The sequence below is a fragment of the Citrobacter arsenatis genome, from assembly GCF_004353845.1.
Classification (GTDB): domain Bacteria; phylum Pseudomonadota; class Gammaproteobacteria; order Enterobacterales; family Enterobacteriaceae; genus Citrobacter; species Citrobacter arsenatis.
Window position 1 is genome coordinate 857005 of the sequence record NZ_CP037864.1, and the last position, 20977, is coordinate 877981.

19 protein-coding genes are annotated in these 20977 nt (G+C 52.3%); 9 read left to right on the forward strand and 10 right to left on the reverse strand.

The genetic code is table 11. From position 1 onward, the window contains the following. Nucleotides 1-55 precede the first annotated feature (55 nt). The 5 genes from ftsZ (at nt 56) to mutT (ending at nt 6347) form a co-directional block, all read left to right on the forward strand. A complete protein-coding gene (gene ftsZ, locus E1B03_RS05015) occupies nt 56-1207 on the forward strand; it encodes a cell division protein FtsZ (RefSeq protein WP_003018753.1) in 1152 nt (383 codons plus the stop codon). A 100-nt stretch (nt 1208-1307) separates the two neighbouring features. Next, nucleotides 1308-2225, forward strand: a complete 918-nt coding sequence (lpxC, locus tag E1B03_RS05020) for a UDP-3-O-acyl-N-acetylglucosamine deacetylase (RefSeq protein WP_006686706.1) — start codon at nt 1308-1310, stop codon at nt 2223-2225. A 403-nt stretch (nt 2226-2628) separates the two neighbouring features. Further along, entirely contained in the window at nt 2629-3135 is a 507-nt protein-coding gene (secM, locus tag E1B03_RS05025; RefSeq protein WP_103768397.1) for a secA translation cis-regulator SecM, read from the forward strand. A 60-nt stretch (nt 3136-3195) separates the two neighbouring features. Beyond that, the gene (secA, locus tag E1B03_RS05030) at nt 3196-5901 is read left to right on the forward strand and encodes a preprotein translocase subunit SecA (protein WP_133085779.1); all 2706 of its coding nucleotides are present in this window, start codon (nt 3196-3198) and stop codon (nt 5899-5901) included. A 56-nt stretch (nt 5902-5957) separates the two neighbouring features. Beyond that, nucleotides 5958-6347: an 8-oxo-dGTP diphosphatase MutT gene (gene mutT / locus E1B03_RS05035; protein WP_133085780.1), complete on the forward strand. Its 390-nt coding sequence runs from the start codon at nt 5958-5960 to the stop codon at nt 6345-6347. Nucleotides 6348-6973: 626 nt separating this feature from the next. Here mutT and yacG read toward each other — a convergent pair. From yacG to coaE, 3 genes are read right to left on the reverse strand one after another with little or no spacing between them, the layout of a single operon-like run. After that, nucleotides 6974-7168, reverse strand: a complete 195-nt coding sequence (gene yacG, locus E1B03_RS05040; RefSeq protein WP_103768395.1) for a DNA gyrase inhibitor YacG — start codon at nt 7166-7168, stop codon at nt 6974-6976. A 9-nt stretch (nt 7169-7177) separates the two neighbouring features. Next, nucleotides 7178-7921 (reverse strand): cell division protein ZapD, encoded by a 744-nt coding sequence (zapD, locus tag E1B03_RS05045; RefSeq protein ID WP_133085781.1) that lies wholly within the window; start codon nt 7919-7921, stop codon nt 7178-7180. Further along, nucleotides 7921-8541, reverse strand: coding sequence for a dephospho-CoA kinase (gene coaE / locus E1B03_RS05050; protein WP_103768393.1), 621 nt, complete (start codon nt 8539-8541; stop codon nt 7921-7923). Before coaE ends, zapD begins: the two co-directional genes overlap by 1 nt. 225 nt (nt 8542-8766) lie before the next feature. Between coaE and E1B03_RS05055 the strand changes: the two genes are divergently transcribed. Continuing rightward, a complete protein-coding gene (locus E1B03_RS05055; RefSeq protein ID WP_103768392.1) occupies nt 8767-9810 on the forward strand; it encodes a GMP reductase in 1044 nt (347 codons plus the stop codon). A 59-nt stretch (nt 9811-9869) separates the two neighbouring features. Here the strand turns inward: E1B03_RS05055 and hofC are convergent, their stop codons facing one another. The 4 genes from hofC to nadC all read right to left on the reverse strand — a co-directional run bounded on the left by hofC (nt 9870) and on the right by nadC (nt 14031). After that, nucleotides 9870-11072, reverse strand: coding sequence for a protein transport protein HofC (hofC, locus tag E1B03_RS05060; protein ID WP_133085782.1), 1203 nt, complete (start codon nt 11070-11072; stop codon nt 9870-9872). Beyond that, nucleotides 11062-12447: a type II secretion system protein GspE gene (gene gspE, locus E1B03_RS05065; protein ID WP_103768390.1), complete on the reverse strand. Its 1386-nt coding sequence runs from the start codon at nt 12445-12447 to the stop codon at nt 11062-11064. The genes hofC and gspE overlap by 11 nt, the downstream gene beginning before the upstream one ends. A 9-nt stretch (nt 12448-12456) precedes the next feature. Then, complete coding sequence (gene ppdD, locus E1B03_RS05070) at nt 12457-12894, reverse strand: prepilin peptidase-dependent pilin (protein WP_133085783.1); 438 nt, start codon at nt 12892-12894, stop codon at nt 12457-12459. Nucleotides 12895-13137: 243 nt separating this feature from the next. Next, on the reverse strand, nt 13138-14031 hold the full coding sequence (gene nadC, locus E1B03_RS05075; RefSeq protein ID WP_133085784.1) for a carboxylating nicotinate-nucleotide diphosphorylase: 894 nt from the start codon (nt 14029-14031) through the stop codon (nt 13138-13140). A gap of 87 nt (nt 14032-14118) precedes the next feature. Between nadC and ampD the strand changes: the two genes are divergently transcribed. Further along, on the forward strand, nt 14119-14682 hold the full coding sequence (gene ampD / locus E1B03_RS05080) for a 1,6-anhydro-N-acetylmuramyl-L-alanine amidase AmpD (protein ID WP_133085785.1): 564 nt from the start codon (nt 14119-14121) through the stop codon (nt 14680-14682). Beyond that, complete coding sequence (gene ampE, locus E1B03_RS05085; RefSeq protein WP_103768387.1) at nt 14679-15533, forward strand: beta-lactamase regulator AmpE; 855 nt, start codon at nt 14679-14681, stop codon at nt 15531-15533. Before ampD ends, ampE begins: the two co-directional genes overlap by 4 nt. Before the next feature lie 75 nt (nt 15534-15608). Here the strand turns inward: ampE and E1B03_RS05090 are convergent, their stop codons facing one another. The 3 genes from E1B03_RS05090 to aroP form a co-directional block, all read right to left on the reverse strand. Next, complete coding sequence (locus tag E1B03_RS05090; protein WP_133085786.1) at nt 15609-16559, reverse strand: glycoside hydrolase family 43 protein; 951 nt, start codon at nt 16557-16559, stop codon at nt 15609-15611. Next, nucleotides 16559-17965: a glycoside-pentoside-hexuronide (GPH):cation symporter gene (locus E1B03_RS05095; RefSeq protein WP_103768385.1), complete on the reverse strand. Its 1407-nt coding sequence runs from the start codon at nt 17963-17965 to the stop codon at nt 16559-16561. Before E1B03_RS05095 ends, E1B03_RS05090 begins: the two co-directional genes overlap by 1 nt. A 157-nt stretch (nt 17966-18122) precedes the next feature. Further along, a complete protein-coding gene (gene aroP, locus E1B03_RS05100) occupies nt 18123-19496 on the reverse strand; it encodes an aromatic amino acid transporter AroP (RefSeq protein ID WP_103014383.1) in 1374 nt (457 codons plus the stop codon). A gap of 564 nt (nt 19497-20060) precedes the next feature. Between aroP and pdhR the strand changes: the two genes are divergently transcribed. Continuing rightward, nucleotides 20061-20825, forward strand: a complete 765-nt coding sequence (gene pdhR, locus E1B03_RS05105) for a pyruvate dehydrogenase complex transcriptional repressor PdhR (protein ID WP_003018699.1) — start codon at nt 20061-20063, stop codon at nt 20823-20825. Nucleotides 20826-20977 lie beyond the last annotated feature (152 nt).

A 20977-nucleotide genomic window follows, 5' to 3' on the forward strand; every position in this document is an offset into this window, starting at 1 on the left:
AGAGACCAACGCACATTAACGGTCTCAGGCGACAGGCACAACGGAGAGAGAAACTATGTTTGAACCTATGGAACTGACCAATGACGCGGTGATTAAAGTCATCGGCGTCGGCGGCGGCGGCGGTAATGCCGTTGAACACATGGTGCGCGAGCGCATCGAAGGTGTTGAATTTTTCGCGGTGAATACCGACGCTCAGGCGTTGCGTAAAACGGCGGTTGGACAGACCATTCAGATTGGTAGCGGCATCACCAAAGGTCTGGGCGCGGGTGCAAACCCGGAAGTCGGTCGTAATGCGGCAGACGAAGATCGTGAAGCTTTGCGTGCAGCGCTTGACGGCGCAGACATGGTATTCATCGCCGCTGGCATGGGCGGCGGTACCGGTACCGGTGCAGCGCCAGTGGTTGCTGAAGTAGCAAAAGATTTAGGTATCCTGACCGTTGCTGTCGTGACCAAGCCTTTCAACTTCGAAGGCAAGAAGCGTATGGCATTCGCCGAGCAGGGTATCACCGAGCTGTCCAAACATGTGGACTCTCTGATCACTATCCCGAACGACAAACTGCTGAAAGTGCTGGGTCGCGGTATCTCCCTGTTGGATGCGTTTGGTGCAGCGAACGATGTGCTGAAAGGCGCAGTCCAGGGTATCGCTGAACTGATTACCCGTCCGGGCCTGATGAACGTCGACTTTGCAGACGTGCGCACCGTGATGTCCGAAATGGGCTACGCGATGATGGGTTCTGGCGTGGCAAGCGGTGAAGACCGTGCAGAAGAAGCGGCTGAAATGGCTATCTCTTCTCCGCTGCTGGAAGACATCGATCTGTCCGGCGCGCGCGGCGTACTGGTCAACATTACTGCGGGCTTCGACCTGCGTCTGGATGAGTTTGAAACCGTGGGTAACACGATTCGTGCCTTTGCATCGGATAACGCGACCGTGGTTATCGGTACCTCTCTGGACCCGGATATGAACGACGAACTGCGCGTGACCGTGGTTGCAACTGGAATTGGTATGGACAAGCGTCCTGAAATCACTCTGGTGACCAACAAGCAGGTACAGCAGCCGGTAATGGATCGTTACCAGCAGCACGGTATGGCGCCGTTGACGCAAGAGCAGAAACCGGTAGCAAAAGTGGTGAACGACAATACGCCGCAAACCACCAAAGAGCCGGATTATCTGGATATCCCTGCATTCCTGCGTAAGCAAGCTGATTAAGAATTAGCTGGAATTTGGGAATTGTGGCTCTTTGTGCTAAACTGGCCCACCGAATGTATAGTACACTTCGGTTGGATAGGTAATTTGGCGAGATTATACGATGATCAAACAAAGGACTCTTAAACGTATCGTTCAGGCGACTGGCGTCGGTTTACATACCGGCAAAAAGGTCACACTGACGTTACGCCCTGCGCCGGCCAACACCGGGGTCATCTATCGTCGCACCGACTTGAATCCTCCGGTAGATTTCCCGGCCGATGCCAAATCTGTGCGTGATACCATGCTCTGTACGTGTCTGGTCAATGAGCATGATGTACGGATTTCAACCGTTGAGCACCTTAACGCTGCTCTGGCGGGCTTAGGTATCGATAACATCGTTATTGAAGTTAACGCCCCGGAAATCCCGATCATGGATGGCAGTGCCGCTCCGTTTGTTTACCTGCTGCTTGATGCAGGTATTGAAGAACTGAGCAGCGCCAAAAAATTTGTTCGCATCAAAGAGACCGTTCGTGTCGAAGATGGCGATAAGTGGGCTGAGTTTAAGCCGTATAATGGTTTTACGTTGGATTTCACCATCGATTTTAACCATCCGGCGATCGACTCCAGTACGCAGCGCTACGCGATGAACTTCTCTGCGGATGCGTTCATGCGCCAGATCAGCCGTGCGCGTACTTTCGGTTTCATGCGTGATATCGAATATCTGCAGTCCCGTGGCCTGTGCCTGGGCGGCAGCTTCGATTGTGCCATCGTTGTTGACGATTATCGCGTATTGAACGAAGACGGCCTGCGTTTTGAAGACGAATTCGTTCGTCACAAAATGCTCGACGCGATTGGTGACTTGTTCATGTGTGGTCACAACATTATTGGTGCATTCACCGCGTATAAATCCGGTCATGCATTGAATAACAAACTGTTGCAGGCGGTCTTGGCAAAACAGGAAGCCTGGGAATATGTGACCTTCCAGGACGATGCAGAACTGCCGCTGGCGTTCAAAGCACCTTCGACCGTGCTGGCATAATAACTATACACAAAATCATTCAAGTTGCATCAAGGCGGCAACTGAACGAATCCGCAGGAGCGTACACTAGTACGGGACTGGGGTGAGAGAAAGCAGCCAACAAAGAGGCAGCTTGAAAGATGAAGTGTATACCTGTCGCATAAATTCGACTGGTCAATCTGGCACTCTCTCCGGCCAGGTGAGCCAGTCGTTTTTTTATCTTCCGATTGCAAACCACCTTCTCTGAAGCGACTTTTCCCCACAGGTAGATTAAAATACCGTTCGATCGCTGCTTTCTTAAGCATATTTACCCGCGACTTGCGTCATTACTGCTGTGGTGCGAACGCATTAATGGTAATATTTGTGCGCAAAAATGGTTTTGCATTTGTAACCCCAAACGCAGGGTATATCAGGTGGCAATAACGTGAGTGGAATACTGACGCGCTGGCGACAGTTAGGCAGACGGTACTTCTGGCCGCATCTCCTGTTGGGGATGGTCGCGGCTAGTTTTGGCCTGCCCGCGCTCGGTAATGCTGCTGAACCTAATACCCCTGCGAAGGCGACCGCCAGCAATCACGATCAAAGCGCTAAAGTTAACTTTAACCAGCTTGCTTTGCTGGAAGCGACCAATCGCCGCCCGAATTTTACCGTCGACTACTGGCATCAGCATGCTATTCGTACGGTTATTCGCCATCTTTCTTTTGCTATGGCTCCTCAGGCGCTGCCCGTTGCCGAAGAGCCGTTGCCAATCCAGGCGCACCATCTTGCGTTACTGAATACGCTCAGCGCGATGCTGACGCAAGAAGGCAGACCGCCCGCGACCGTGAGTCGCGTGACATACGCCCATTTTACCTCTCAGGCCGCGTTTAGCGTTCCGGTCTGGATCAGTCAGCTGCAGGGTATCCGCGCTGGCCCTCAACGCCTCAGCTAAAAAAGAACCTTCCAACTTATAATTTTTGACTCCGCAATGCGGGGCGTTTGAGATTTTATTATGCTAATCAAATTATTAACAAAAGTATTCGGTAGCCGTAACGAGCGTACGCTGCGTCGTATGCGCAAAGTGGTCAATGTCATCAACGCAATGGAACCGGAGATGGAAAAACTCTCCGATGATGAGCTGAAAGCGAAGACCGCTGAATTCCGCGCCCGTCTGGAAAAAGGCGCCAGCGTTGAGAGCCTGATCCCGGAAGCGTTCGCGGTAGTCCGCGAAGCGAGTAAACGCGTGTTCGGCATGCGCCACTTCGACGTTCAGCTGCTGGGCGGTATGGTGCTGAACGATCGCTGCATCGCGGAAATGCGTACCGGTGAAGGTAAAACCCTGACCGCGACGCTGCCTGCCTACCTGAACGCATTAAGCGGGAAGGGCGTACACGTGGTTACCGTGAACGACTACCTGGCTCAGCGTGACGCCGAAAATAACCGCCCGCTGTTTGAATTTCTCGGCATGACCGTGGGTATCAACATGTCTGGCCTGCCTGCGCCAGCCAAACGTGAAGCCTACAACGCCGATATTACTTACGGCACCAACAACGAATACGGCTTTGACTACCTGCGCGACAACATGGCGTTTAGCCCGGAAGAGCGCGTTCAGCGTAAACTGCACTATGCGCTGGTCGATGAAGTTGACTCCATCCTGATCGATGAAGCGCGTACGCCGCTGATCATTTCCGGCCCGGCTGAAGACAGCTCGGAAATGTATAAAAAAGTGAACAAAATCATCCCGCACCTGATTCGTCAGGAGAAGGAAGACTCCGACACGTTCCAGGGTGAAGGCCATTTCTCCGTTGATGAGAAAGCGCGCCAGGTTAACCTGACCGAACGTGGTCTGGTACTGATTGAAGAGCTGTTGGTTAACGAAGGCATTATGGATGAGGGGGAGTCGCTGTACTCTCCAGGCAACATTATGCTGATGCACCACGTGACTGCTGCACTGCGCGCGCACGTGCTGTTTACCCGCGATGTCGACTATATCGTGAAAGACGGCGAAGTTATCATCGTCGACGAACACACCGGTCGTACTATGCAGGGGCGTCGCTGGTCCGATGGCCTGCACCAGGCCGTGGAAGCCAAAGAAGGCGTAGATATCCAGAACGAGAACCAGACTCTGGCATCCATTACCTTCCAGAACTACTTCCGTTTGTACGAAAAACTGGCCGGTATGACCGGGACAGCAGACACTGAAGCCTTTGAATTCAGCTCTATCTACAAACTGGATACCGTGGTTGTTCCGACTAACCGTCCGATGATCCGTAAGGATTTACCGGATCTGGTGTACATGACCGAAGCGGAAAAAATTCAGGCGATCATTGAAGATATTAAAGAGCGTACCGCAAATGGCCAGCCGGTGCTGGTGGGGACTATCTCCATTGAAAAATCGGAAGTGGTCTCTAACGAGCTGAACAAAGCGGGTATTAAACACAACGTTCTGAACGCCAAGTTCCACGCCAACGAAGCTGCAATCGTCGCCCAGGCAGGTTATCCGTCAGCCGTGACTATCGCGACGAACATGGCGGGTCGTGGTACCGATATCGTGCTCGGTGGTAGCTGGCAGGCGGAAGTTGCCGAACTGGAAAACCCGACACCGGAACAAATCGCGCAGATCAAAGCCGAGTGGCAGGTTCGCCATGACGCGGTGTTAGCTGCCGGTGGTTTACATATTATCGGTACTGAGCGTCACGAATCTCGTCGTATCGATAACCAGCTGCGTGGTCGTTCTGGTCGTCAGGGTGATGCGGGTTCTTCTCGTTTCTATCTGTCGATGGAAGATGCGCTGATGCGTATTTTTGCCTCTGACCGCGTGTCCGGCATGATGCGTAAACTGGGTATGAAGCCTGGTGAAGCGATTGAACACCCGTGGGTAACTAAGGCGATTGCTAACGCGCAGCGTAAAGTGGAAAGCCGCAACTTCGACATTCGTAAGCAACTGTTGGAATACGATGATGTTGCCAACGACCAGCGTCGCGCAATCTACACTCAGCGTAACGAACTGCTGGACGTATCTGACGTTAGCGAAACCATCAACAGCATCCGTGAAGATGTCTTTAAAGCGACGATTGATGCCTATATTCCACCGCAGTCTCTGGAAGAAATGTGGGATATCCCAGGTCTGCAGGAACGTCTGAAAAATGACTTCGATCTGGACATGCCGATTTCAGAGTGGCTGGATAAAGAGCCTGAGCTGCACGAAGAAACGCTGCGTGAACGTATTCTGGCAAACGCTATCGAAGTTTATCAACGTAAAGAAGAAGTTGTGGGCGCGGAAATGATGCGTCACTTCGAAAAAGGTGTGATGCTGCAAACCCTAGACTCTTTGTGGAAAGAGCACCTTGCGGCGATGGACTATCTGCGTCAGGGTATCCACCTGCGTGGTTATGCGCAAAAAGATCCGAAGCAGGAATACAAGCGTGAATCCTTCTCTATGTTTGCATCAATGCTGGAGTCACTGAAGTACGAAGTGATCAGTACCCTGAGCAAAGTTCAGGTGCGCATGCCTGAAGAAGTAGAAGCTATGGAGCAGCAGCGTCGTGAAGAAGCTGAACGTCTAGCGCAGATGCAGCAGTTGAGCCATAAAGGTGACGATTCTGCCGCGGCAGAGGAACTGGCAGCGCAAACCGGAGACCGTAAAGTGGGTCGTAACGACCCGTGTCCTTGCGGTTCCGGTAAAAAGTACAAACAGTGCCATGGCCGTCTGAGCTAAGAAAATAACTTACTGAAAAGGCGCAGAATTCTGCGCCTTTTTTATGGACGATGAAGATGAAAATATTGCAGATCGCCGTCGGGATTATTCGTAACCAGCATCATGAAATTTTTATAACCCAGCGTGCGGCTGATGTCCACATGGCCAACAAGCTGGAATTCCCTGGCGGAAAAATTGAAGCGGGTGAAACGCCTGAGCAGGCGCTGATTCGCGAGTTACAGGAAGAAGTAGGCATTACGCCGACGCAAAGCTCGCTGTTCGAAAAGCTGGAGTATCAGTTTCCGGACAGACATATCACACTGTGGTTCTGGCTGGTTGAAAGCTGGGAAGGGGAACCGTGGGGAAAAGAGGGACAACCGGCGCAGTGGATTGCGCAAGCTGCTCTGAATGCGGAAGATTTTCCGCCAGCGAATGCGCCGGTCATTGAAAAGCTGATTGCTGGCTGATGGTGTTCTTAATTCGTTGTTCGTAGGCAGGATGCGGCAAATTATGGCGGGGGCGCTGCGCTTGCCCGCCCTACGTTTTAGTTCGTAGGCCGGATAAGGCAACGCCGCATCCGGCAAATTATGGCGGGGGCGCTGCGCTTGCCCGCCCAACGTTTTAGTTCGCAGGACGGATAAGGCAACGCTGCATCCGGCAAATTATGGCGGGTGCGCTGTGCTTGCCCGCCCTACGTTCTAGTTCGCAGGCCGGATAAGGCAACGCTGCATCCGGCAAATTATGGCGGGGGCGCTGCGCTTGCCCGCCCTGCGTTTTAGTTCGCAGGCCGGATAAGGCAACGCCGCATCCGGCAAATTATGGCGGGGGCGCTGCGCTTGCCCGCCCTACGTTTTAGTTCGCAGGCCGGATAAGGCAACGCCGCATCCGGCAAATTATGGCGGGGGCGCTGTGCTTGCCCGCCTTGCGTTTTAGTTCGCAGGCCGGATAAGGCAACGCCGCATCCGGCAAATTATGGCGGGGGCGCTGCGCTTGCCCGCCCTGCGTTTTAGTTCGTAGGCCGGATAAGGCAACGCCGCATCCGGCAAATTATTAACGGGGCGCAATGCTTGTCCGGTCTACCGTTTTAGCGGAATTACTTCTGCTCTTCACTCCAGTCATCGCTTTCCGACAAGTCGCCAGAGCTTGGGATACGTTTTTCTTCTGCAGCCCACTCACCGAGATCGATTAACTGACAGCGCTTGCTGCAGAATGGACGAAACGGGCTGACTTCAGACCATTCCACGGATTTGCCGCAGGTTGGGCAGTTGACGATAGTTTGTTCAGACATGTTGACTCCTTAACAGCACGCCAGATCAAAATCGAGACGCTCAGGCACCTGGCCATTCTCGCTATCCAGCGGCATAAAGCGAATGGCAAAACGACTCTTATGGCCAGAGATTTGCGGATAAAGCTGCGAATCAAGCGGCAGCTGCAAGCGCAGTAGATCTGCATCTTCGCCGTTGTCCTGGTAAAAGCCATTCAGGCTGGTTTGCTTGCGGAACGGCGCAGAGTTACGAATCAAATCCAGCACCAGCGACAGCGCCTGATTGAGAGGATTCAGGCTGGCAAGCCAGGTTTCAACCTGCGTGTCGCGATGCGGCTGCGCCAGGTGTAGCCAAATATGCAGGGTCGGCAAATCGAAGCTGCAGCACCCGCCAGGAATGCTTAAACGTTGACGCACGAGACCAATCAGACGATCTTCGCGTAGTGTCTGTCCAATACGCGGGGCCGAAATCAGAATGTTGCCCGCGCTTTTTAACTGCTGGCGCAATGCGTCGATCCTGCTTTGATCGACGCCGGGAACTTCAATCCAGGCCTGAAGTTTTCGCTGCTGTCTTTCCAGCTCTTTGAGGAGTTCGGTGCGGACTTCGCCACGTTCAAATACATCCAGTAAGTCTCCGATATTACGGAAAAAATGCAGTGCGCCTGCATGGTCCGCAATGGGTAAGTTAACGGAAAGCTGTTGGATTAAAAACTCAATGCGCAGCCATGTACGCATCTTCTCATTGAGAGGGTGTTCAAAAAGGACCTGGGTGTGCATTACGGTTTTTCCTGTGAGACAAACTGCAACGCGCATTGCAAATAGAGCGCGTGCAGGCGGGCGACATCCGAGGCGATGGCTTCCGGTGCGCCATTATTATCAATAACATCGTCTGCCACGGCCAGACGCGCTTCACGCGTTGCCTGGGCAGCAAGAATTTGTTCAACATGCTCACGCGTGACGTCATCACGCTGCATAGTGCGTCTGAGCTGTGTCTCGGGGGTAACATCCACCACGAGTACACGGTTGGCTTTTTTATACAGCGAATTCTCTACCAGCAAAGGTACAACCCACAACAGATAAGGTGAAGTCGCTTGCTGAAACTGGCGCTGCGTTTCCTGCTGAATAAGCGGGTGGAGCAAGGCATTTAGCCAGCGTTTCTCCTCAGGATCGGAAAAAATACGTTCGCGTAAAATGCGCCGCTGCAACGATCCGTCCGCGGCTACAACGTCGGAACCAAAGTGTTCTTCGATCGCCTTAAGGGCAGGTGTGCCGGGCTCAACCACCTGGCGCGCAATAATATCTGCATCAATGACGTTTATTCCGAGGTCAGCGAATGCATTTGCAACGGTACTTTTACCACTGCCAATGCCGCCGGTTAAGGCTACCGTATACCTCATAGATGCAGATCCTGGAGTTTAAGTTTGATTATCAAACAGTTAAAAGTTAAGCGTGCGAAGGCGAGGCTGCTGCAGGATTAACCTACTATTCGCCAGGTAAATTTATGGGATTGTAGCGTAAAAAAAGAGAATTTCGCAGTCTTGCGCGGCATTGATTAGTGCGTATGATAGCGTCACTGGAGTTGTGAGTTTCGATTTTTCGCCATTAACCCCAGGAATCCGCACATGCGTATCGAAGAAGATCTGAAGTTAGGTTTCAAAGACGTTCTTATCCGCCCTAAACGTTCTACTCTCAAAAGCCGTTCCGATGTTGAGCTGGAACGTCAATTTACCTTCAAGCATTCAGGTCAGACCTGGTCCGGCGTACCTATTATTGCCGCGAACATGGACACTGTCGGGACGTTTGCCATGGCAACGGCGCTGGCATCCTTCGACATCCTGACCGCTGTGCACAAGCACTATTCTGTTGAAGACTGGGCTGCCTTTATCGCAGACAGTTCTGCTGATGTGCTCAAACACGTAATGGTTTCAACCGGCACCTCTGATGCAGATTTCGAAAAAACCAAACAGATTCTGGCGCTTAACCCGGCGCTGAACTTTATCTGCATTGATGTGGCAAATGGCTACTCGGAGCATTTTGTTCAGTTTGTGTCGAAAGCGCGTGAAGCATGGCCGACCAAAACAATTTGTGCGGGGAATGTGGTCACCGGCGAAATGTGTGAAGAGCTGGTCCTTTCCGGCGCGGACATTGTTAAAGTCGGCATTGGCCCGGGTTCTGTATGTACCACGCGTGTAAAAACCGGCGTTGGCTATCCGCAGCTTTCTGCGGTTATTGAATGTGCCGATGCAGCTCACGGCCTGGGCGGCATGATTGTCAGCGATGGTGGCTGCACAATGCCGGGCGACGTGGCAAAAGCGTTCGGCGGCGGTGCTGACTTCGTGATGCTCGGCGGCATGCTGGCCGGTCATGAAGAAAGCGGCGGCAAAATTGTTGAAGAGAACGGCGAGAAATTCATGCTGTTCTACGGAATGAGCTCTGAATCAGCCATGACGCGTCACGTTGGTGGTGTTGCACAATACCGCGCTGCTGAAGGTAAAACCGTGAAGCTGCCTCTACGCGGCCCGGTTGATAATACCGCTCGCGATATTCTTGGCGGCCTGCGTTCTGCCTGTACCTACGTCGGTGCATCTCGTCTGAAAGAACTGACCAAACGTACTACGTTTATTCGTGTGCAGGAACAAGAAAACCGCGTTTTCAATAGCCTGTAATAACAGGTAGTTCTGTGAAATGCCTGATGGTGTGTTACGCCGCCATCCGGCATTTGAATCTATCCCACCCCGCTCATTGCATCTCCCAAATGGAAAATCGGCAAATACATTGCGACGACCAGCGTACCGATGATAAGCCCCGTAATGATGAGCAACGCAGGCTCAAGTAGCGCAGCCAGATTCTCCGCCTGAGACAACGTTTTTTCGCTGTGATGATGCGCGAGATTACGCAGCATTGTATCCAGTGAGCCAGAAGCTTCTCCGGTTCTGACCAACTGTATGCACAATGGGCTGAATTCACCGCAATTTTTAAGCGCTAACCAGACCGGTTTTCCGGCGCTAATGTCGTGATGTACCTGCGCTAAGCGTTGCGACCAGAAAGGATTGGCTAATGTTTCAGTGACGCTCTCAAGACCTTGCAGAAAAGGAATACCTGCATTTTGTGTTAAGGCCAGAACGGTGAAGATCTGCGTGAGTTTTTGTCCTCTCACCATCGGCCCTATAACCGGGAGACTGAGCAGGAATGTCTGGCGCATAATGAGCCAGTACGGTTTCTGCTTTATCAGGTGATATGCCGCAACCGCTACCAGGTTGAATGCTACTGCCAACCCTCCCCATTGACCGCTAAAGTGCGCGATGGCAATAATCCACTGAGTGAGCAACGGTAGCGGGGTGTTGAACGTCCGGTAAATGGCGGCAAACTCAGGGAGTACAAACTGCAGCATTGCAAATACCACCATTACCGCCATCGTGATGATGATTATCGGGTAGCGTAGGGCCTTTTTAACTTTATCAGCGAGTTGCTGTTGATTCTTCTGCTGACGGGCAAGTTCAAAACAGCAATCTTCCAGCTTACCCGTAAGCTCTCCGGTACGGATCATTGCCTGATAAAGAGGCGGAAAAACGTGTTGCCATTGCGACAGGGAAGTAGAAAGAGAAATGCCCTGCTCCATATCGTACGCCAGTGTGCGCAGTAGCGCCTGCCACTGGCTGCTCGGGTGCTGTTCGGCAAGCAAGGCTAAACCTGCCGAGAGTGTAAGCCCTGCTTTCAACAACGTCGCCAGTTGATGTATGGTTTCGGCGCTTCTTTCGCGGCTCCAGTGTGAGGCTTTGACGCGCATGCGGTTAATACGTAGTGGCGTAATACGGCGTTGCTCAAGAGCAAGCATCAATGAGGGGCGGGTATCGGCCCACAGTACGCCTTCCAGTAGGTTCCCTTCGTTGCTAATACCTTGCCAGCGCCAAAGCTGTTTAGCTGACATGGGGAATGCCAAGTACGCGAATCAGCTCTTCAAATGTCGTTAGCCCTTGTTCAACGGCCCGGCAACCAGTTTCGAAAAGCGTGCTCATCCCCAATTGCTTTGCATCTGACTCCACTTCTTCTGCGGACGTACCGTTGGCGATGCTCTGGCGCAATGCAGGCGTAACGGGGAGAACTTCAAACAATGCCATACGGCCATAAAATCCGTGATAGCAATGTTGGCAGCCAGGGGCATGCCAATGTGGCAGTGGCGTAGGCCAGGCAGCTTTCGGGAGCGCGATCGGCGTTTCCAGACGTTGTCGGCAATGAGGACACAATTTTCTCACCAACCGCTGCGCAATGACCAGCGTTAGCGCGGAAGCAATCATCCAGCGTGCGACCCCCATTTGCTGCAGGCGTATCAGCGTTTCAGTGGTGGAATTGGTATGCAGTGTTGATAGCACCAGATGACCGGTTTGCGCGGCTTTTAGCGCTATTTCAGCCGTTTCGCCATCGCGGATTTCACCCACCATGATAATGTCGGGATCCTGGCGCAGCAGAGCACGTAATACGCCCTGAAAAGTGAGACCGGCGCGTGGGTGAATTTGCGTCTGATTCAGACCCGCAATGGGGATTTCTACCGGGTCTTCCACGCTGCAGAGGTTCACTTCCGGGGTGTTTCGGGTTTGCAACGCACTGTACAGCGTGACCGTTTTACCGCTCCCTGTCGGCCCAGTGACCAGAATCAGCCCCTGAGGCTGCTGTAACGCTTGTGAAAATGCGGCCAGTTGTGCGTCCTGCATTCCCAGTGCGGTAATTTCCAGCGTTTGATCGACTTGATGAAGTAGCCGCAGCACCACTTTTTCACCGAAGCGACAAGGCAGGGTGGCGATGCGAAATGAGATCGGTTCTCCTGAAATCTCAACGATGAATTGTCCGTCTTGCGCAAGCCGATGCTCGGCAATATCCAGGCTGCCTAATACCTTTAGTCTTGCAGTGACGGCGATACCCATCTCGGTCGTGACTTCCGGTAAAGCATGCAGTACGCCATCCACACGTAATCTGATCCGATAGTGATTTTCCGCTGGCTCAAAATGGATATCAGAAGCCCGTTGTGCCAGAGCGGATTGAAACGTCTGATTCAGCAAGTCTGCTGCGCTGGCACTGCTTTTTGTGACCACTGCCGGGAGCATTTTCTGCGGCACATGCGTGTGGCCTTCCATTTGCTGACGCGTCCAGCAAACAATGTCGATACGTCGGGTGGTGGCAAAATGCAGTGCGTCCAGCAGTTCGTGGGACGGGGCGTCCACGACGGCGATGTGCACCACTTCATTGTCTGCATCCAGTAATATTCCCTGGTAACGTTGGCACAGCGCTGTAAGTTGGGTGGTATTCATCTCTTTTCCTTAATTAATATCGAAGCGGAAAACGTCTTCACAGGCCTGCTGTAGCGCGCTGTCATTCTGGATGACGCAGTTACGGTTCCAGCCGGTAATGCCGTTGGCGTTGTCCCAACCCGGCGTCATGGTGATGCTTAGGCCGTTCAGGCTTTCCTGCCCGCTGAGACTGACTACTCCTTTTTCAACGCTCATAGCGGAGACATAACGGGTGGTTGTAGGAGAAGGGATGCCATTGGTTCCGGCATCGCAGGTAGCCGTTCCGCCATGCTCCAACGCACAAAGCTCAACCGCCGTGCGATAGGGAATAAAGGTTTGCAGCATGTCTGTTAGCGCAGCTTTGCGCAGATAGTTTTGATAAGCCGGAATACCGATGGCGCTAAGAATGGCAATAATGCCAATGACCACCATGAGTTCGATAAGCGTGAAGCCTCTTTGCTTGTCCATTGTTCGCTCCTTGAGTTAACTGGCGCTACTTTGGCAAACGGGCGGGGGCACGGCGAGAGGCAAAAAAAAGAATGGGAAGGCGGGTTCCGAGGATTTTTACGAAATTACAGAATCAGACAACGTATTTGCGAAGAGGCTCGAAGAAACTGCCGGATGGCGGCGTAAACGCCTTCTCCGGCATGCAGAGTAAGTCTGTGCGGTAGGCCCGATAAGTGAAATTACTACCGGGCTAACCATCAGTAATTAGCGAAAACGCATAGAGAGATCGAGTGCACGAACATGCTTGGTCAGCGCGCCAACAGAGATGAAATCCACACCGGTTTCGGCAAATTCGCGCAGCGTTTCATGGGTGACATTACCCGAGACTTCCAGACGCGCCTGGCCGTTGGTGCGTTTGACCGCTTCGCGCATTTGCTCAGTTTCGAAGTTATCGAGCATGATGATGTCTGCCCCGGCTTTCAGTGCGTCGTCCAGTTCTTCCAGGCTTTCAACTTCAACTTCAACGGGCACATCCGGATGCAACCAGAAGGCTTTTTCAACGGCCTGACGTACTGAGCCAGAAGCAATAATGTGGTTTTCTTTAATCAGGAAGGCGTCAGAAAGCCCCAAACGATGATTCGCACCGCCGCCACACAATACGGCGTATTTCAGGGCGGTACGCAGCCCCGGCAGGGTTTTACGCGTATCGAGCAACTGGGTTTTTGTTCCCGCCAGCAGGTCGACGTATTTACGCACCTCGCTCGCCACACCTGAAAGCGTCTGCACAAAATTAAGCGCGGTTCGTTCGCCGGTCAGCAGCACGCGGGAAGGGCCGTCCAGTTCAAACAGCGGCTGATTAGCCTTAATGCTGTCGCCATCTTCAACATGCCAGGTGATGTTGACATCATCGCCAGCCAGTTGAATAAAGACTTCCTCCACCCAGCGTTTTCCACAAAAAACGCCATCCTCGCGGGTGATCACGGTGGCGTGGGAGCGCATATCCTCGGGCAAAAGTTGTGCGGTGATATCGTTATTGGCATCAACTTCTCCGCCTAAATCTTCGCGCAGCGCCTGAGCTACAGCGGCAGGGATATCCAGATTTATGCGTTCCAACAGCGCGTCACGTCGGTAGTCAGGGTTATAGCGGCGAGGCGGCATGATAAAACTCCAAATTGCTAACGAATCATAAGGTGGAAACATGCTACCCTGAACCCGATATGAGCACCACCAATAAGGAGATTCTGCATGTTGTTAGATGAGGGCTGGCTGGCAGAGGCGCGACGCGTTCCCTCTCCTCATTTCGATTGCCGCCCGGATGACGAAAACCCTTCTTTGCTGGTGGTGCATAATATCAGCCTGCCGCCCGGCGAGTTTGGCGGCCCGTGGATTGACGCACTGTTTACGGGCACGATTGATCCTGATGCCCATCCTTATTTTGCCGGGATCGCCCATCTGCGCGTTTCGGCCCATTGTTTGATTCGCCGTGACGGTGAAATCGTGCAATATGTTCCCTTTAATAAGCGTGCCTGGCATGCTGGCGTGTCGAACTATCAGGGACGTGAACGCTGTAATGATTTTTCAATTGGTATTGAGCTGGAAGGGACGGATACGCAGGCCTATACCGACGCGCAATACCGGCAACTGGCAGCCGTGACCAATGCCCTGATTACGCGTTATCCGGCCATTGCTAATAACATGACTGGACATTGCGACATTGCACCCGAGCGTAAGACCGATCCCGGACCCTCTTTTGACTGGGCAAGGTTTCGCGCCCTGGTCACCCCCTCGTCGCACAAGGAGATGACATGACGCTGTTTACAACATTACTGGTGTTGATTGTCGAACGCCTGTTTAAGCTGGGTGAGCACTGGCAGCTTGATCACCGGGTAGAAACTTTTTTCCGCCGGGTGAAACATTTCTCGATGATGCGTACAGTAGGTATGACCCTGATTGCGATGGGGGTGACGTTCCTGCTGTTGCGCGCACTTCATGGGCTGCTCTTTAACGTGCCCTTGCTGGTGGTGTGGATCTTAATTGGCTTGCTGTGCATCGGTGCTGGCAAGACGCGTCTTCATTATCATGCCTATCTGAACGCGGCTGCACGCGATGACGTTCATGCCCGTGAAGCGATGGCCAGCGAGTTGACGCTTATTCATGGTGTTCCGCCGGATTGCGATGAGCGTGAGTTCCTGCGTGAACTGCAGAACGCGCTGTTATGGAACAACTTTCGCTTTTATCTGGCGCCATTATTCTGGCTGATCGTCGGTGGCCCATGGGGGCCAGTGACGTTAATGGGTTATGCCTTTTTACGTGCATGGCAGTCCTGGCAGGCACGCTATCAGACACCGCACCAGCGTCTGCAATCGGGTATTGATGCGATCCTGCATGTGCTGGACTGGATCCCGGTGCGTCTGGCGGGCGTGGTCTATGCGCTGTTAGGACACGGTGAGAAGGCGTTGCCAGCCTGGTTTGCGTCGCTTGCTGATCTCCATACTTCACAATACCAGGTACTTACGCGCCTGGCGCAGTTTTCTCTGGCGCGTGAGCCGCATACCGATAAAGTCGAAACGCCAAAAGCAGCTGTTTCAATGGCGAAGAAGACCTCGTTTGTGGTGGTTGTGGTCATTGCGCTGCTGACAATTTATGGAACACTGATCTAGCGATTGTTGCCGGATAGCGGCGTAACCGCCTTATCCGGCCTACCACATATGTAGACCGGATAACGGCGCAATGACTCAATACGTATCCGCTGGCGGCACGCCAAAATCTGGCATCCCGTTTTCGTCCCAGCGCACCAACTTCAGACGAGTGTGGCGGTTTGGGTCGTACAGCGGATCGCCCTCAATTTCGGTGTAATTTCTTGCGTGGTACACCAGCACATCTTCACCTTCCGGCGTTTGCGTAAAGCTGTTGTGTCCCGGTCCGTACTGGCGGTTTTCGTAACTGGTGGTAAAGACAGGGCGCGGTGACTTGTGCCAGTTTTGCGGGTTGAGCGGATCGGCGTTGAGGTCAATCCACAATAATCCCATGCAGTAGTTCTCATCGGTGGCGCTGGCGGAATAGCTGATAAACAGCTTGTCGCCGTGAACCATGACGGCCGGACCTTCGTTGACCCAAAAACCCCTGCATTCCCAGTCATACTCTGGATGGCTGAGCATGACCGGCTCGCCTTTAATCGTCCATGGATTTTCCAGCTCAGCGAGATAGATATTGGAGTTCCCGGCAATATCGGGCGACTTCTGCGCCCACAGATACCACTGTTTTCCCTGGTGATGAAAGGTGGTGGCATCAAGCGCAAAGGTATCAAACTGCGTTTTAATCTGGCCTTTCTCCGTCCACTTGCCGGTTAACGGATCGGCGTCTGCGCACTCCAAAGCAAACATGCGGTGCTGGAACATCCCCAGCTTGTCGAGCGCCTGTGTGTAGGTGGCGGCAAAATAGATGTACCACTTACCTGCCAGGCGATGGATTTCAGGCGCCCAGATAAGTTGGCTCATGGGGCCGCTTTCTGGTTTGCGCCAGACGACAACCGGGGGAGCTGTGCGTAGCCCTTCCAGCGAGTCAGCCCGGCGGATCTCCAGTCGATCGTATTCGGGCACTGAAGCAATGAAATAGTAGTGGCTACCGTCACGTAAAATAAACGGGTCGGCACGCTGTTCAATAAAGGGATTAGGCCACTGATTCATTAGGCTTTCCTTACGGTTTCTGTCGTTTTTATATCGTGGTATTCATTCAGTTCACGGTAGTTGGCGCGGCGCTTTTCTAAATCTGTCTGGATTTGCTGCATAAATTCGCGATCGACTTTCAGCAGACGGACCACGCCTGCGGTAATCAGGTAACCTACGCCCGGTATGATGGTAAACAGCAGCATAATACCGTTAATGGCGGAGTCGCTTTGCGTTTTTGCCCCTGCGTCGTAGCCGTACCAGGAGAGCAGGAAGCCAACCATCGCTCCGGCGATCGCCAGGCCCAGTTTCAGGAAGAACAGGTTGCCGGAGAAGCTGATTCCGGTGATGCGTTTACCGGTTTTCCACTCGCCGTAGTCATCGACATCCGCCATCAGCGACCAGTGCAGCGGGGATGGGATCTGATGCAGAATGTTGAGCAGGAAGTAGAGCACCATAATCATCATGGTGGCTTTCGGATCGAAGAAGTAAAACGCGCCGGAGAAAATCGCCAGGATGATATTGGTCCAGAAGAAGACTTTTAGTTTGCACCAACGATCGGTTAGCACCTTTGCCAGCATGCTGCCGATCATCATGCCCACAACGCCAAGGCTAATAAACAACGTTGCAAACTGCGTGCTTTGCTGCATAACCCAGGTCACGTAGTACATAGTAGCGGCCATGCGAATAAAGCCCGGACAGACGTTGCACAGGGTTAACAGCAGGATTTTTACCCACTGATCGTTCTTCCATACATCTTTCAGGTCAGCTTTTAAATCGTCGTTAGTCTGGACGGCAGGACGTACGCGCTCACGCACGGTTGCAAAGCAAAACAGGAACATACACATACCGATGAAGGCGAGGACTGCCATCGCCATCTGATAACCTTTGGCTTTGTCTTCCCCGCCAAACCAGTCTGCCATTGGCAGTAGGGTGAGGGACAGCAGCAGGGTTGCGATACCTACCAATACAAAGCGATATGACTGGCAGGCGACGCGTTCCTTTGGATCGTTGGTGATGACGCTGCCAAGCGAGCAGTAAGGAATGTTAATTGCTGTATAGGTAATAGAGAGCAGGAAGTAGGTGACAAAAGCATAGATAACTTTGCTGTTATACGTCCACTCAGGGGTGGTAAACATAAGTACGCTGAATAATGCGTACGGGAAAGCCATCCACAAAAGCCATGGACGAAATCGACCATATTTGCTGCGGGTGCGGTCAGCCATTGCGCCCATTATAGGGTCGGTAACGGCATCGATAACGCGTACTGAGAGCAGTAATACACCGACCAGGGCAGGTGCCAGACCAAAAATATCTGTGTAAAAATAGTTAACAAACAACATGATGGCGCCAAAGATGATGTTGCATCCGGCGTCGCCCATTCCATAGCCGATCTTTTCTTTCACCGTGAGCTTACTGGTTTCCATCAACTGCACTCCATTAATGAGATATGGAGAGAATTATTGTCTGGTACCGGTGTTTTTACGTTGCAGGATAACGCCGCTGATATGGACTAAACGGTTGTGAGTGGGAAAGTGTGAGGCAGGTAACAACCCCCACCTGATGCAGGTGGGGGAAGGAGAATTAATGTGCTTTAACAGCGCCAGCGGTTTTCTGCTTGCACAGGTAGCCGATGCCAAGAATGGCAATCCAGACCGGAATTAAGTACACCGAAATCGCCATGCCCGGCGTCATCAGCATAATCACCAGCACTGCGGCCATGAAAATCAGGCACACCCAGTTACCCAGCGGATAAAGCAGCGCCGGGAAGCGTGTGGTAACGCCCTGCTGCTGTTTGGCTTTGCGAAACTTCATGTGCGCCAGGCTAATCATGGCCCAGTTGATCACCAGTGCGGAAACCACCAGCGCCATCAGCAGGCCAAAGGCGGATTCTGGTGCCAGGTAGTTGATCAGTACGCACAACGCTGTCACCAGTGCTGAGACCAGAATGGTGTTCACCGGTACGCCGCGTTTGTCGACGTTCATCAGTGCTTTTGGCGCGTTGCCCTGCTGTGCCAAACCGAACAGCATACGGCTATTGCAGTATACGCAGCTGTTATAGACAGAAAGGGCGGCGGTCAGCACTACAATGTTCAGGGCATTGGCAACAAAGGTGTCGCCCAGCTCGTGGAAAATAAGGACAAACGGGCTGGTATCAGCTGTGACGCGTGTCCACGGCATCAGAGAAAGCAGAACCGCCAGCGAACCTACATAGAAAATCAGGATACGGTAGATAACCTGGTTGGTCGCTTTAGGAATGCTTTGCTCCGGGTTATCGGCTTCTGCTGCGGTGATGCCGACCAGCTCCAGCCCACCGAAAGAGAACATAATTATAGCCATCATCATCACCAGACCGGTGAATCCATGCGGCAGGAAGCCACCCTGGCTCCACAGATTGCTGACGCTGGCCTGCGGGCCGCCGTTGCCGCTAAACAGCAACCAACCGCCGAACAAGATCATCGCAACCACGGCAATGACTTTAATAATGGCGAACCAGAACTCCATTTCGCCAAACACTTTTACGTTGGTCAGGTTGATGGCGTTGATCAGCACGAAGAAGGCCGCCGCAGAAACCCAGGTTGGGATCTCTGGATACCAGAATTGGATATATTTACCCACGGCCGTCAGTTCAGCCATGGCAACCAGCACGTACAGTACCCAATAGTTCCAGCCGGAAGAGAAGCCCGCGAAACCGCCCCAGTATTTATAAGCAAAGTGGCTAAAGGAGCCTGCAACCGGCTCTTCAACCACCATTTCACCTAACTGACGCATAATCAAAAAGGCGATAAAGCCGGCAATAGCGTAACCCAGAATAATACCCGGTCCTGCAGACTGGATAACGGATGCGCTACCGAGGAATAACCCGGTACCAATCGCGCCACCCAGCGCGATTAGCTGTATATGGCGGTTCTTAAGACCGCGCTTGAGCTGATCGCCATGCTGTTGACTTTCCATCATTAAACCTCGTGTGTGGTTTTACTCTTCATATTTCGAGTACTTATTTTTTGAACTACGCAGCAATGCGTGTGTAAGTTTGCAATTCCGTTTGTTGTATTAATTAGTTTACAGATGCTTTAGATAAAATGTTGCCTTAAGACTTTTGTCTTGATCAGAATAATGATATGCGAGCGCGAATGCACCTGCTTTATGCGGGGAAGATGACGAGTTGAATAAAAAGAAACCATTTGTAAATACGAGTTTATCTACCACAAAATTTCTATTTTGAATTTCTATTCATTAATAGTGGTTGATATGTCGATAAATAAGCAGGTGAATCGGTTCAGATAAGATATTTTTTCGTTTCAATTCCGTTAAAACTACTCCGTGGTGGGTAAATTTAACATTTGTGCATAGTTACATGTTTGAAACGTTATTTCTGTAATGTTGTTAAAATATGCCCCCTTTACTGATTTCAATCAAAACCTGTATGGACAGAAGGTGAATACTTTGTTACTTTAGCGTCAAGAACATGAAATTGGTAAGACCAATTGACTCCGGGCAAATGGCTTAAGACAGGAAATCATGGCCTACAGCAAAATCCGCCAACCAAAACTCTCCGATGTGATTGAGCAGCAGCTGGAGTTTTTAATTCTTGAGGGGACACTTCGCCCCGGAGAAAAACTCCCACCGGAACGCGAGCTGGCAAAACAGTTCGACGTCTCCCGCCCCTCCTTACGCGAGGCGATCCAACGCCTTGAAGCGAAGGGGTTACTGCTTCGTCGTCAGGGCGGTGGCACTTTTGTTCAGAGCAGCCTGTGGCAGAGCTTCAGCGACCCACTGGTAGAGCTGCTCTCCGACCATCCTGAATCCCAGTTTGACCTGCTTGAGACGCGCCATGCGTTGGAAGGTATTGCAGCCTATTACGCTGCATTGCGCAGCACGGATGAAGACAAAACGCGTATCCGTGAACTCCACCATGCGATCGAGCTTGCTCAACAGTCCGGCGATCTTGACGGCGAATCTGATGCGGTCCTTCAGTATCAAATTGCTGTCACCGAAGCGGCACACAATGTAGTGCTGCTCCATTTGCTAAGGTGTATGGAGCCGATGCTGGCCCAAAACGTTCGGCAAAACTTCGAATTGCTGTATGCGCGTCGCGAGATGCTGCCGCTGGTAAGCAGTCACCGTACCCGTATCTTCGAAGCAATTATCGCCGGGAAGCCTGAAGAAGCGCGTGAAGCGTCTCATCGTCACCTGGCGTTTATTGAAGAGATTCTGCTGGACAGAAGCCGTGAGGAAAGTCGTCGTGAACGCGCCTTACGCCGCCTGGAGCAACGAAAGAATTAGTGATTTTTCTGGTAGAACGTTAACCAGAAGATGTTGTAAATCAAGCGCGAATGTAAAGCGCGGCAACTAAACGCAGAACCTGTCTTATTACGCTCTCTGACGAGAACGTAATGGGACAGGTTCCAGATAACTCAACGTATTAGATAGATAAG

Bases quoted from the DNA above. Each gene is read 5' to 3' on its own strand.
- E1B03_RS05095 (WP_103768385.1), bottom strand. From the start codon at position 17,965: ATGGAAACCAGTAAGCTCACGGTGAAAGAAAAGATCGGCTATGGAATG.
- pdhR (WP_003018699.1), top strand. From the start codon at position 20,061: ATGGCCTACAGCAAAATCCGCCAACCAAAACTCTCCGATGTGATTGAG.
- yacG (WP_103768395.1), bottom strand. From the start codon at position 7,168: ATGTCTGAACAAACTATCGTCAACTGCCCAACCTGCGGCAAATCCGTG.
- ftsZ (WP_003018753.1), top strand. From the start codon at position 56: ATGTTTGAACCTATGGAACTGACCAATGACGCGGTGATTAAAGTCATC.
- E1B03_RS05055 (WP_103768392.1), top strand. From the start codon at position 8,767: ATGCGTATCGAAGAAGATCTGAAGTTAGGTTTCAAAGACGTTCTTATC.
- ampD (WP_133085785.1), top strand. From the start codon at position 14,119: ATGTTGTTAGATGAGGGCTGGCTGGCAGAGGCGCGACGCGTTCCCTCT.
- mutT (WP_133085780.1), top strand. From the start codon at position 5,958: ATGAAAATATTGCAGATCGCCGTCGGGATTATTCGTAACCAGCATCAT.
- ampE (WP_103768387.1), top strand. From the start codon at position 14,679: ATGACGCTGTTTACAACATTACTGGTGTTGATTGTCGAACGCCTGTTT.
- gspE (WP_103768390.1), bottom strand. From the start codon at position 12,447: ATGAATACCACCCAACTTACAGCGCTGTGCCAACGTTACCAGGGAATA.
- nadC (WP_133085784.1), bottom strand. From the start codon at position 14,031: ATGCCGCCTCGCCGCTATAACCCTGACTACCGACGTGACGCGCTGTTG.
- aroP (WP_103014383.1), bottom strand. From the start codon at position 19,496: ATGATGGAAAGTCAACAGCATGGCGATCAGCTCAAGCGCGGTCTTAAG.
- zapD (WP_133085781.1), bottom strand. From the start codon at position 7,921: ATGCACACCCAGGTCCTTTTTGAACACCCTCTCAATGAGAAGATGCGT.
- ppdD (WP_133085783.1), bottom strand. From the start codon at position 12,894: ATGGACAAGCAAAGAGGCTTCACGCTTATCGAACTCATGGTGGTCATT.
- E1B03_RS05090 (WP_133085786.1), bottom strand. From the start codon at position 16,559: ATGAATCAGTGGCCTAATCCCTTTATTGAACAGCGTGCCGACCCGTTT.
- lpxC (WP_006686706.1), top strand. From the start codon at position 1,308: ATGATCAAACAAAGGACTCTTAAACGTATCGTTCAGGCGACTGGCGTC.
- hofC (WP_133085782.1), bottom strand. From the start codon at position 11,072: ATGTCAGCTAAACAGCTTTGGCGCTGGCAAGGTATTAGCAACGAAGGG.
- secA (WP_133085779.1), top strand. From the start codon at position 3,196: ATGCTAATCAAATTATTAACAAAAGTATTCGGTAGCCGTAACGAGCGT.
- coaE (WP_103768393.1), bottom strand. From the start codon at position 8,541: ATGAGGTATACGGTAGCCTTAACCGGCGGCATTGGCAGTGGTAAAAGT.